The organism is Butyrivibrio sp. WCE2006, assembly GCF_000701985.1.
Lineage (GTDB): Bacteria > Bacillota > Clostridia > Lachnospirales > Lachnospiraceae > Butyrivibrio.
The window spans coordinates 22,475-35,203 of the sequence record NZ_JNKH01000039.1 but is presented as its reverse complement, the minus strand read 5'-3'; the positions used below and the strand labels follow the sequence as shown (position 1 = coordinate 35,203).

Annotated in this window: 12 protein-coding genes; 3 read left to right on the top strand and 9 right to left on the bottom strand. The window is 41.4% G+C overall.

Annotated features, from left to right (window positions below; genetic code table 11):
- Window positions 1-210: hypothetical protein (locus tag T501_RS16620; RefSeq protein ID WP_044916266.1), on the bottom strand; the 210-nt coding region annotated here is incomplete at its 3' end.
- 267 nt (window positions 211-477) lie between these two features.
- Here T501_RS16620 and T501_RS16615 point away from each other — a divergent pair.
- Both T501_RS16615 and T501_RS16610 read left to right on the top strand, forming a co-directional pair.
- A complete protein-coding gene (locus T501_RS16615; RefSeq protein WP_044916263.1) occupies window positions 478-2,475 on the top strand; it encodes a methyl-accepting chemotaxis protein in 1,998 nt (665 codons plus the stop codon).
- A 101-nt stretch (window positions 2,476-2,576) separates the two neighbouring features.
- Entirely contained in the window at window positions 2,577-3,575 is a 999-nt protein-coding gene (locus tag T501_RS16610) for a substrate-binding domain-containing protein (RefSeq protein WP_197027979.1), read from the top strand.
- 135 nt (window positions 3,576-3,710) lie between these two features.
- Here T501_RS16610 and T501_RS16605 read toward each other — a convergent pair whose 3' ends face one another.
- Window positions 3,711-4,283: a thymidine kinase gene (locus T501_RS16605; RefSeq protein ID WP_044916261.1), complete on the bottom strand. Its 573-nt coding sequence runs from the start codon at window positions 4,281-4,283 to the stop codon at window positions 3,711-3,713.
- A 249-nt stretch (window positions 4,284-4,532) separates the two neighbouring features.
- Between T501_RS16605 and T501_RS16600 the strand changes: the two genes are divergently transcribed.
- On the top strand, window positions 4,533-5,192 hold the full coding sequence (locus tag T501_RS16600) for a hypothetical protein (protein WP_026510472.1): 660 nt from the start codon (window positions 4,533-4,535) through the stop codon (window positions 5,190-5,192).
- Window positions 5,193-5,336: 144 nt separating this feature from the next.
- Here the strand turns inward: T501_RS16600 and T501_RS16595 are convergent, their stop codons facing one another.
- The 7 genes from T501_RS16595 to thiC form a co-directional block, all read right to left on the bottom strand.
- Window positions 5,337-6,170, bottom strand: a complete 834-nt coding sequence (locus T501_RS16595; RefSeq protein WP_081675251.1) for an ABC transporter ATP-binding protein — start codon at window positions 6,168-6,170, stop codon at window positions 5,337-5,339.
- Complete coding sequence (locus T501_RS16590) at window positions 6,167-7,198, bottom strand: FecCD family ABC transporter permease (RefSeq protein ID WP_081675250.1); 1,032 nt, start codon at window positions 7,196-7,198, stop codon at window positions 6,167-6,169. Before T501_RS16590 ends, T501_RS16595 begins: the two co-directional genes overlap by 4 nt.
- 97 nt (window positions 7,199-7,295) lie before the next feature.
- On the bottom strand, window positions 7,296-8,432 hold the full coding sequence (locus tag T501_RS16585) for an ABC transporter substrate-binding protein (RefSeq protein ID WP_050008364.1): 1,137 nt from the start codon (window positions 8,430-8,432) through the stop codon (window positions 7,296-7,298).
- A gap of 282 nt (window positions 8,433-8,714) precedes the next feature.
- Window positions 8,715-10,235: an alpha-N-arabinofuranosidase gene (locus tag T501_RS16580; protein WP_044916259.1), complete on the bottom strand. Its 1,521-nt coding sequence runs from the start codon at window positions 10,233-10,235 to the stop codon at window positions 8,715-8,717.
- A gap of 28 nt (window positions 10,236-10,263) precedes the next feature.
- Window positions 10,264-10,509: a DUF6171 family protein gene (locus T501_RS16575; RefSeq protein ID WP_026510468.1), complete on the bottom strand. Its 246-nt coding sequence runs from the start codon at window positions 10,507-10,509 to the stop codon at window positions 10,264-10,266.
- Between the two features lie 253 nt (window positions 10,510-10,762).
- Window positions 10,763-11,221: a hypothetical protein gene (locus T501_RS16570; protein ID WP_044916256.1), complete on the bottom strand. Its 459-nt coding sequence runs from the start codon at window positions 11,219-11,221 to the stop codon at window positions 10,763-10,765.
- 191 nt (window positions 11,222-11,412) lie between these two features.
- Window positions 11,413-12,717: a phosphomethylpyrimidine synthase ThiC gene (thiC, locus tag T501_RS16565; protein WP_044916254.1), complete on the bottom strand. Its 1,305-nt coding sequence runs from the start codon at window positions 12,715-12,717 to the stop codon at window positions 11,413-11,415.
- Between the last annotated feature and the right edge of the window lie 12 nt (window positions 12,718-12,729).

Below are 12,729 nucleotides of genomic sequence, written 5' to 3'. Positions count from 1 at the left end.
CACCCAGTTCTCAAGCCTTTTTAAACTTCCTCTTATTTGGTTATCTCTATCCTCCAATGTTTGCCTGAGAAAATCTCTTTCCAGTCGACCGAATTCGGCATGTACACCTCGTTCAAACTCTGCCATTCGGGTAGGCTCTTTTGCAAAATCCTCACGTAGCTTTATAAGATTTTCTTCCACCTTTTCCCAAACTTGTTTTATACTGTCCATAAGGACACCTCCCGTGCTTTTTGTTTTGGCCAACAAATACCTTAACACAGAAGGTTGTCCTTTTTATTTATGTTGTGCACAATTCTTGTGCTACATTCTATCAATCCTACAAAAACTTTACCCTAGCAGCTATCTGTTTGTTCTTTTTTTCGTAATTATTTATGCAAATTTAAGGATATGCTTACAGATTTTTATAAGGTATTGTGTTAACTTTAAATAATAAAGGATAACAATTATTTCCTTTTTTTGTAATGTAAGGAGGCTATTATGAGCGAAAGTCCCGCTAAAATCAGAAGAACCGGGAAGATAAGGAACAGGCTTCTTATTTTCATTGTTCCAATCGTTGTAATCACAATTATTGTGCTTATCATGATTGCTGCTTCTTTGTCTAAAAAAAGAATGACAGAGCTTGCAACTGCCAATCTTAATTCATCCATTTCCAATCAGGCTGACAATATTGAATCCTGGCTGGATGAAAATCTTCAATTCTTCAAAACTGCGAAAAAGGCCATAGAGGGTCTAAATCCCAATGATGAAGAGCTTCAGAAGCTTCTCGACTCATTCTATGACTTTAACACAAATTCACCGGAGGGCCTTCATATAGCCACTTCAAGCGGTGAATTTATCAAGCCTACTGATTCCATTCTTGAAGAAGCGGATCCTACTTCTTCAACCTGGTACAAGCAGGGTATTACCAGAGCAAACATACAGTATGGTACTGCTTATAAAAATACTGAAGGCCAAAACGTTATAAGTGCCTCCGGTATAATTAACTACGGTGACGATTCAATCAAGGTCATTTCAGCTGATGTTACCCTTGATAAGATCAGTATCATCGTTAATTCAGGTGTCAAAATGGATAAGGCAACTTCTTTCCTGGTTGATACCAATGACAATACCATTCTCGCCCACAGAGACACGAGCCTTGTTTCAAGCACTCTTGGCACTGATAACAGCAGTAGCCTCCTCAGCGGCATTGCACAGGCAATTGCGGACGAAGACTATTCCACAAAGGAAATCGGTCCCTATTATGTTGCCTTTAAGGAAATTCAGGGAACTGACTGGATTCTGGTTTCTTATATTGCTGAGGATGTAATCCTTGCCAGCGTCCAGGAACTTGCTAATTATCTGATTATAACCGGTGTCATAGCCGTTATCATTATCATCATATTGATACTCTATGTTGTCAGCAGAGTTATTGCTCCTCTCGCTGGCATAACCAAGAGTATACATGCCATGAGTGAAGGAGACTTCACAATAGATGTCGATTCCGGAAGTAATGATGAGATTGGAGTAATGAGCAGCAAAATTGCCGAGTTCGTTGAAAGCATGCGTCATATGCTTTCCAGCATCAGCGAGGAATCCGAAAAGCTTAAACAGGAATCCGAGACCAGCGATATGGTATCAAAAAATATGTATGATGCCTCTCAGTCGCAGGCTGAAGCCATGCAGCAGTTAAATGATACTGTTGATCAGCTCGCTGTTGCAGTAGGTGATATCGCTGAAAATGCAACCACCCTTGCCACAGTAGTTTCCGATACCCGTGAAAACTCTGAAAAAGCTGACGTATCCATGAAGGAAACCGTTAAGATTTCCCAAAAGGGTCGCGATGATATGGAGAAGCTCTCTCACGCCATGGAAGGAATTCAGCAGGCAAACAATCAGCTTGTAACTTCCATAAACAAAGTAGGTACAGCATCAGAAGAAATCACTAATATCGTCAGCATGATCGCTGAGATTGCTGAGGAAACCAATCTTTTGTCTCTTAATGCATCTATTGAAGCTGCAAGAGCCGGCGAAGCAGGTAAGGGCTTTGCGGTAGTTGCAACTCAGATTGGTAAGCTCGCACAGACCAGTTCTGAAAGTGCTACCAATATTTCAAATCTTATAGAAGAGGTTCACAGACTTATCGATGAAGCTGTAGGACAGGCAAATGCCAGCGCTGAAAGCATTGAGAAAAACAGTGAACTTATTAGTGTAGCCGTTGATACCTTTGAACAGATTTACACCAATATCCAGACCTCCAATGATTGTATCGAGGAAATGATCAGGGATGTCCAAAAGGTAGATGACGTTGCAACAAACGTAGCTGCTATCTCCGAGGAGCAGGCAGCAAGCGCAGATGAGATACTGGCAACCTCACAAAACATGGTTGAACAGGCGAAGAGCATATCTCAGAACAGTGAAGATGTCGCAAACAATTCACACGAACTTGCAAACACGTCTGAGACTCTGACTTCTCATGTTCAGCAGTTTAAGATTTAAGAGGAGGAACCATCATGACGAAGTCATGATTCGGAATGGTTCCGACCGATAGGGCAGGATTACGAAGTAATCATGCCAATACACAAAGAGGAGGTCTTATCGTGAAAAAGAATTTATTTACTAAAATAATTAGCATAGCAGCTGTATGCATGCTTACTTTAGGTGCTATCACAGGCTGTAGCAAATCCTCTTCGGACGGCACATCTGTAGACGGATCAGGAGTTAAAGTGTTTTTCAGCACACTGACTTTAGATGATTTCAAAGAGCTGGTTATGAATTCAGTAGCAGATGCAGGCAAAAAGAACGGTGTAGTCGTAGATTTAGGAGAGCCCTGCGCTACTGTTGATGATCAGGTTGCCCAGATAAGAGACGCTGCAGCAAAGGGATACAATGCAATCATTTGTAACCCTGTTGATGCAGACACTGCTCTGCAGCTTGAAGTAATCGCAGGCGATACGCCTATTATCTTTACAAATACTCAGCCTTCCGAGGATCATCTAAAACCCAACAAATATATGTATGTTGGAAGCTACGAGATGGATGCAGGAAACATGCAGGCAGAATATGTATTAAAAGCACTTGGCAATCCCAAGAGTCTTAATGTAGTTCTCTTCTCCGGACAGCCTGGACACCCTGCAGCTGTATCAAGAACAAAATCCGTCAAGAATTATTTCAAGAAGAACGGTATTAATGCAAACTTCGTTTTCAACGATACAGCTTATTGGGATACAGATAAGGCTGCTGAAGGCTTCAAGACCTTTCTTAAAACCAATCAGCCCTATGACTGTGTTATCTGCAACAATGATTCTATGGCTCTTGGCGTAGTTCAGGCCATGAACGAGCTTGGAATCAGCACCGCCGATATCCCGGTAGTAGGTATCGATGCAACGGTAGATGGCTGTCAATCCATTATGGATGGCGGAATGCAGTTTACGGTATATCAGTCAGCAAAGGGTCAGGGAGAAGCCTGCATCGAAGTTGCTATCGCCCTTGCCAAAACAGGCACAGCCAAGGATGTTCAATATGTAACAAAAGACCTCCGATATGTCTGGGTACCTTTTACTCCTGTTGATAAATCCAACGCAGCTTCAATAAATTAAATGCAAAAACCACCCGAGATGTACTTAGTACTTTCGGGTGATTTTTTATTTAAGCAGAACACTTGGCAAAATAGTCAGCGCAAATCCATTTTCTCATGAACGTCTATAGTCGATTTGGCAAGGTTTTTCTTCCTGTCATATCGTAAGCTTGCCCTTTTTAAAGTGCTTGCGGCAAAGGGCGATGTAGCTTTCATTGCCGCCCATGAAGACCTGTTCGCCGTCTCTTACTATTTTTCCGTTGTAGATTCTGGCGTTGCAGGTAGCTTTTCTTCCGCACCAGCAAACTGTCTTCACTTCCTCTATTTTATCTGCAATCTCCATAAGTCTTGCAGATCCCGGGAAAAACTTCTCCTGAAAGTCTGTGCGAAGTCCGTAGCAGATGACAGGAACTTTATCAAAATCTACTATATCCGAAAGCATATCCACCTGCTCAGCTGTAAGGAACTGAGCCTCATCCACGATGATAGCATCATATTTTTCTATCATCTTATGCTTTCTTCTATACTCATCAAAAAAATCTTCCACCAGCATACATTCAGCCTGAAGCCCGATCCTTGATCTGATGATCGTAGCCCCGTCTCTGTTTTCGATTCCCGGCTTTAATATTATGGAATTTTTCCCTCTCTCATGATAGTTGTAGTTAACCATTAGTGCATTTGCAGTCTTGGATGACCCCATTGCACCATACCTAAAATACAGTTGAGCCATAACTAAAATCTCCTCCAAATTAAGTCATATTCGACTGCTTAATCTTATCACATTTTTCATTATTATTTTATAAAAAATAAAGACAATGGACATCTCTGGTACATATGCCTTAGTGATAATTAGAATTAGGATTTATCCGACCAACTGATCGGAACCGTCATGAAAAAGTCATGATTTGGAATAGTTCCGACCAATAAGCAGGATTACAAAGTAATCTTGCAAAAGCAAATACACAAGGAGGATTAACTTATGAAAATACTAAAATCATTTGGCGCATCACTATTAATTCTTATGTTATTTAGCAATACTGTACTGGCTGCATCAGCAGATTCCGTAGCAGAGGCAGGCGGCATAGCTACAGATGACGCTATTGAAGTTGAGCAGTCCTATGAATTTTCATCAGAATATGGCTATAAATATTATATAGCTGTATGTCATAATACAACGGACACTGATCTGGATGTATCCTGGGATACCGTAAGCTATGATAAGGACGGCGGCATTCTGGAGACAGGCTCATCTTATACAGCATATGTCACAGGTGGTCAGGAATTTGTACTTTATGCTCTTTTCCTCGACTCTGAAGACGCTACAGATTATTCATACAAAATAAGCTGGGAGGAATCTGATTATATCCATCCCGGATTTAAGGATGTTACATTGCAGGCAAATGTAGCAAGTAACGGCAAGCTGATTCTTCAGGCAACCAATAATGGCTCAGAGGATCTAAGCACAATTCAGGCATCAACACTGTTCTTTGACGCCTCAGATAAGCTTGTAGGTTTCGAGGATTCATATATCGTAAACAGCAACTATAACGTACTTGCAGGTGAGACAGTCATTAAGGATCTCTCCATCCCTGAAGGTGCAGACCACTACGAAACATACTACACCGCTTACAGATGGTAATTTGTAAACACAAAAGTCCAGTCAGGTACTTAAAATTCCGCTAAGTACTATACGTAAGTAAAGCCCCGAACAGCAAGAGCTTTCTCTTCGCTGCCGGGGCTTTTGCTTGAGCATAGTACTTAGCGATTTTTACACAAGCTAAATTTAATCCTCTATCTTAAGCTCTCCTCTGAACCTGTCCAAAAATCCTGCCACATCAAAGCCGTAGGTCTTCTGCAATAGCGACGCATTTAGCATTTCTTCTTTTCTCCCATATCCAAGAAGTCTTCCTTCTCTTATGAGAACCATATCGTCAGCCAGATAAGCAGCGGTACTAAGGTCATGAAATACCCCGATCATTGTCGGCTTATACTCCCTTCCACCGCTTAGCTTTACAGGATTTTTCCTCCACTCCATAAGATATTCCATAAACTCGGATTGAACCTTCATATCAAGATGATTCATAGGTTCATCCAAAATCAGCACAGGACTTCTCTGAGCTATACATCTTGCCAGCATGACTCTCTGAAGCTGACCACCTGAAAGGGTAGTTATCTGCTTTTTTACAATATCCTTAAGCCCAAGAGTTTCAAGAGTTTCCTCAACTATCTCCTTATCATTTTCCTTATTATCCGAGAAGAATGAGCTCCCATGGACATATCTTCCATGCATCACTGTCTCATATACGCTGTACGAAAAATAAACCTGGGACATCTGGGACAAAAAGGCGATATATCTGGCTATTTCTTTTCTCGAAAGCTTTTCTGCATCTTTCCCATCAATTTTGATTCTGCCATAGGCCGGAAGCATACCGGCTATAGTCCTTAAAAGCGTGGTTTTTCCACAACCGTTTGCCCCAAGGAAGCTCACACAGTGACCTTCTGTTATCTTAAGAGAAATATCCTTTACTACCATCCTGCTCTCGTCCGGAATTCCTCTTTTTTTCTTTTCATAGCCGGAGAAAACATTTTGAAGTTCAATAATACTATTTTCCATCATGTCCTCCCCTTAAAATATACCCAAAGGAAAAATGGTGCCCCTACGAGTGCTGTTATTGCACCGATTGGTATTTCCTGAGGAGCTAGAAGTGTTCTTGCCAAAAGATCACACAGAGTCATAAATGCTCCGCCCAAAATAAGGCACATCGGAAGTACAATAATGTGTGTTGATCCGAATATTTTTCTGACTATATGCGGTATTACAAGATCCACAAATCCTATTACTCCGGTAAAACATACGGAGATTCCTGTCAATAAAGATGCAAGCACCAAAAGGATTATCTTATTTTTCCTGGTATCAACTCCCACTGCAGCAGCTTCTTCATCTCCAAAGGACATAAGATCAAGCTCTCTGCTCCTAAAAAGCATCAAAACCACGCCTGCAACAACAAAGCCGAATATAACCGCCACATGTGCAAAACGTCTTCCCGAAAATGTGCCCATCTGCCATAGCACAAGTCTTTGCATATGCTCCTTATTCAGAGCACTTATCATGGTCAGAAGCGCATTAACAAATAATGAAAAGACCATTCCGAACAGAATGATAGTATGATTCTTAAAACCGGAATCCAGCCTGGAAGCAATGAGTATCACGAGAATCACGGTAAAAAGTCCACATAAAAAGCCTGTGAGAGGAAGCAATATATATCCCAAAGCTGTGCTCCCCACTCCTGTTATTATTATCACCGCTGCTCCAAGGCAGGCTCCTGATGATACTCCAAGAGTATATGAAGATGCCAGAGGATTTTGCAAAATGGCCTGTATCACTGCTCCGCTTACAGCCAGTGCTCCTCCTATCAAAAAGGCACATAAAGCTCTTGGAATCCTTATTTCCCATAAAATAGAAACAAGCGAAGCATCAACAGAGGAACTGAGGGTTCCTCCAAAAAGCTTCGCCTGTATAATCGAGAACGTGTCCTGCAGCGCAATGCTTACACTTCCGGCACAAATTCCCACTATAAGTGCTGCCAGCCCGACAAGGCTGGCAGTCAACATTTTTAGTGCAGTTTTATCACTGTTAATATTCATAGATCAGCTTATTTCCTCAAAATTGGAATTTGCTTATTGTATCATATTCTCACGAACCCGGCAGGTAGTGCAGAGTTCCGTAATCAGATATGACTTTTTATGCAGCATCGTCAAGAGCTTCGTCTGAATACTTGTCAGGATAAATAGATGTAGCCATCTCGATCATGGCATCTATTACGTGGTGGTTAGGACGATTTACAGCATCTCCATCAAGCTGATATACCTCTTTGTTTACAACGGCATTTACGTTTTCCCAACCCTTCATTGACAGTATAGTATTAATCACATCAGGTGTATACATATCTGCGGTAAGAATAACATCAGGATTGGAAGCTACGGCTGATTCCTCTGAAAGAGCAGGCCACTGGTCAGCCTCTGACTCGGCTACATTTTTAGCGCCGATAACTTCAAGCATTTCGTTGATATATGTGCCCTTTCCTGCTGTATAGATCATAGGATTCTCAGCAGAAGGTGTATAAAGTTCAAAAAGAACAGTCTTCTTCTCTTCTTCAGGAATTGACTTACCAATCTCTGCGAGCTCATCAATCTTGGTCTGCATAAGATTAACAATTGACTCTGCCTCAGACTCTTTACCTACACATTCACCTATGAATTCGATGTCCTTCTCAATATCTGCAAGAGATGCGCTGCTTGGAATATCTGCAACGCAGGCACCTGATTCACGAACTGCTTCAAACACATCTGTACCGCCGCTGGCACTCATTCCTGATGTGAAAATGATATCTGCGCCAAGAGCTATAATCTGCTCCTGATCAGGTGTCATCATATCAAACTGAGGAATGTCTGCATTAAGCTCAGATTCAAAACTTGCATATGAATAAGTATCACAAGCTACGATTTTATCACCAAGACCAAGGTCAATAAGAACCTGTGTTGTTGAAGGAGCCATGGAAATAATAGCTTCTGCTTTTTCAGGAAGTGTAATCTCATTTCCAGATCTGTCTGTGAAAGAACCGGCTTCTGATGCTTCTTCACTGTCTGCTGCCTCTTCTGAAGCCTCTGCTTCCTCTGCATTTTCCTCTAAAGCAGCATCCTCTGATTCTTCAGTGTCTGCTTCTGTGTTTTCTTCAGCCTCAACAGTCTCCTCAGCGTCAGATGTGTTCTCTGCCACCTCAGTGCTTTCTACTGTCTCAGCATTTTGGGATCCGCCGCAGCCTACTGCTGTTACAGCAAGCATGCATCCCATGATCATTGCTACAAGTCTTTTTTTCATAATGTTCTCCTCTTTTCTGAGAGCGACCGACCTCTCTGAATTCAAAATGCCATTATTAATAAAAAGATAAAAGCATTCGGTCGCAAGAAAAGATAACACAAAACTCTTGCAGCGTCAAACGTGATTACGAATAAAATTCTACTAAGTTTCAGCAGTCTTATGAAAACAGGAAACTGTGCAATGTCTTACGGACTTCTCCCTTCCCACTGATCATTTTTACTTTAGAAGTAGCAATTTACTCAGTAAATTAGCAGATTCTGAATGTTTTATACTTCTAATACATTATTTTTTAAGCTGGAGCATAAGTACTGAACATGCAGGAATCTTTACACTAATTCCGTTTTCAGTCTTGCTATAATCCTTGAACTCTGCTTCCTTAACAACCTCAGGATTCTCAAATGTGTTATGATCTGCCATTTTGCCTGTTACAACAGTTGCTGCAGAAACATTATAAGCAGCGCCATCCTTAGTGAGAACAACTTCAATATCCTCAGCTGCTTCAAGAGAGTTGTTTGTAAGAGTTATTGTAATAACACCATTTTCGTTCTCTGAAACAGATTCGAAAATCTTGGGAAGCTCGTTCTTATCAGCACCAACTGTACTGTTATTAAGCAGCTCGCTGGAAAGAAGTGTTGCATCCTGATGATCCTTGAACATCTTGAATACATAGTATGTAGGTGTCTTGATCATCTTCTCGCCATCAGTAAGCATAACTGACTGCAGAACGTTTATAAGCTGAGCGATACATGCCATCTTCACACGATCTGAATGCTTATTGAACAGGTTAAGGTTCATGCCGGCAACAAGAGCATCACGCATTGTATTCTGCTGATAAAGGAATCCGGGATTTGTTCCGGGCTCTACATCAGTCCAGATACCCCACTCATCAACCATAAGGCCAATCTTCTTCTCAGGATCATACTTATCCATGATTGCGCCATGTCTCTTAATGAGTTCATCCATGTAGAAGCTTCTCTTAAGAGTCTGGTAGAATACTTCCTCTGTGAAGTTAGTAGCTGATCCCTTGAAGTTCCAGTCACCCTCTGTCTCAGGGAGTGTATAGTAATGAAGTGAGAGACCATCCATAAAGCCATGGAAGTTCGCAGGTGTATGGTCAAAGCAGGTCTCAAGAACTTTTTCTGTCCAATTATAATCATCTACATTAGGTCCGCAGCAGATTTTGGAAATAGGCTTAGCGCCATTATAATTTCTTACATAGGTCTGATATCTTCTGTATTCATCTGCGTAGAATGTGGGTCTCATGTTACCACCGCAGCCCCAGTTCTCATTACCAACGCCGAGGTAGTCTACTGTCCAGGGCTCCTCATGACCATTCTCTTTACGCAAATCAGCCATAGGTGACACACCGTTGAAGGTCATGTATTCAACCCACTCGCTCATCTCTCTTACAGTACCTGAACCAAGATTGGCGTTAACATAGGTCTTGCATCCAAGCTGCTTTGCAAGTTCAAAATACTCATGTGTACCAAAGCTGTTATCCTCAACAACACCGCCCCAGTGTGTGTTGATCATCTTCTTTCTCTTTTCCTTAGGACCGATTCCGTCCATCCAGTGATACTCGTCAGCAAAGCATCCACCCGGCCAGCGAAGTACCGGTATTTTCATCTCCTTAAGAGCTTCTACCACGTCTGTTCTCATTCCGTTTACATTCGGAATATCAGAGTTCTCACCTACATAAAGTCCTTCATAGATACATCTTCCAAGATGCTCGGAAAAATGTCCGTAGATTTCAGGTGCAATTTTAGACTTTTTGCTTTCGTTATTGATTACCAGTTTAGCCAATGCTTTCTCCTCCTTAGTTCTTTGACTATTACCATTTTTTCTTTGGACAACGAGATACAATGCCAAGTGCCCGAAGTTCCACATAACAGCCGCATGCAAGGCAGGTCCCGCTTGATAATTTATCACATTCGGTGCATACCTTAAGCCTGCTCTCATAGACTGCCTCTGATACCCTATCCTCCGGATCAATGGCATCCCGGTATTTTTGAATCATTTCCTTTTCATCGCCTTCCAAATCCCTCAGAAGGCAGTGCCTGCATACTCTTGTGTCCATAAATTTCTCACATTGCTTTAGTTTTATCTAAACTATTTTATATTCTACCACGAGTACAGACCGTAAGCAACGAAAAAATAAGGACTTCTGCAATTTTTTAGAAGTCCTTATCTTATATAAAATAATTTAATTTTACATTAATCTATAACACCTAGATGATTTAATGCTTTGGAAATGTTAATTGAATAACTGACTATTCCCAGTGTTTTGTCTGAGCGACTTAAAACCTGAGCCATTCAAAAACACCAACACCTTATTCTGATGCATTTTCTGCACTGCTGCCCTGCTGATTGATAAACACTTCACCATCAAAAGTAGCGGGATCAACTCCCGGAACAGGTTCAAATACCATTTCACGACCATTCTTAAAATGTCCGGTTATAATGCCATGATCAGCAGATGTAACTTCGAAAGTATCCCAATCCTCTGTCACTCCACCGAAACGGAATTTTATCTTGCCATCTTCCTGCACATAGTCAAATGGTAATCCTGCGCCATTTGTGGGATCTTCTGAATGTCCATGATCATCTTCTACAAACACATAGAAATAAGTCTTGTCCGGATTCACATCGTCCTTTGCATAGTTGTAATATACTCCTTTTTCTATGTAAGCAGGCTTTGCACTGATCTTCCCGCATCCTGCAATAAACGCTCCTGCCATAACAGTTGCAGAAAATACTACCACGATTTTTTTAAGCATATTTCTCTTCATAATGCTTCCCCCTTATAAGAATTTTGTTCTAAACACCTCTTACATTTTTAATAATAGATGTAGATGTCCAACAAATGTCCATCAAGGGATAAGCAATAAATTCGTGGATATTGATATTTGTATATGTATCAATCCAGTAGAATTACAGCATCTGACTATTTATTTTCATAATTCGGGTACCAAAAAGCTAATTACAGAATATCAATATGCTCACCGGCAAGGGCTTTGTTCATACTGCGGACAGCACAGAATTTTCCGCACATTGAGCAGGTATCATCAAATTCAGGTGCCCTGTCATCTCTGATTGCTTTTGCTGTTTCCGGATCTATTGCGCACTCCCACTGTTTATCCCAGTCAAAGGACTGTCTTGCCTCTGCCATGGCATTATCAATGTCCATTGCATGAGGAATTTTCTTGGCAATATCAGCCGCATGAGCTGCTATCCTTGATGCTATTATTCCCTGTTTTACGTCATCAACATTTGGAAGTGCCAGATGCTCTGCGGGTGTTACATAGCAAAGGAAAGCCGCGCCTGCTGCCCCGGCGATGGCACCACCTATGGCTGAAGTTATATGATCATAACCGGGAGCAATATCGGTAACCAGAGGTCCGAGTACATAAAAAGGCGCACCCATGCAGATTGTCTGCTGCATTTTCATGTTTGCCTCAATCTGGTCCATTGGCATGTGTCCGGGTCCTTCAACCATAACCTGTACGTCCTTTTCCCAGGCTCTCTTTGTCAGTTCTCCAAGCCTCACAAGCTCCTCTATCTGACAAACATCGCTGGCATCAGCAAGGCATCCCGGTCTGCAGGCATCACCAAGAGATATGGTCACATCATACTCTCTGCATATATCAAGAATTTCATCATAGTATTCATAAAAAGGATTTTCCTCTCCTGTCATACTCATCCATGCAAAAACGAGGGAGCCTCCTCTTGAAACTATATTCATCTTCCTTTTATGCTTCTTAATCTGCTCAATTGTCTTTCTTGTTATTCCACAGTGAAGAGTTACAAAATCCACACCATCCTCTGCGTGAAGTCTTACAACATCAATGAAGTCCTTAGCTGTGAGTTCAGATAAATCCCTCTGATAATGGATTACGCTGTCATATACGGGAACTGTTCCAAGCATAACAGGACATTCCTCAACAAGCTTTTTTCTAAAAGGCTGAGTATTTCCATGAGATGATAAATCCATTATTGCATCAGCTCCCATATTTACTGCAGCCATAACTTTTTCCATCTCGATATTGTAATCCTTGCAGTCTCTGGAAACTCCAAGATTTACATTGATCTTTGTCTTGAGCATGGAGCCTACGCCCTTTGCCTTAAGACACTTGTGGTTCTTATTTGCGCAAATAGCAACCTGACCTTTTGCCACCAGGTCCCTTATTTCTTCAGGAGTTCTGTACTCATCCTTTGCAACCATCTCCATTTCTTTTGTGATGATTCCTTTTCTTGCTGCGTCCATTTGAGTTGTGTATGTACTCATAAATATTCCTCT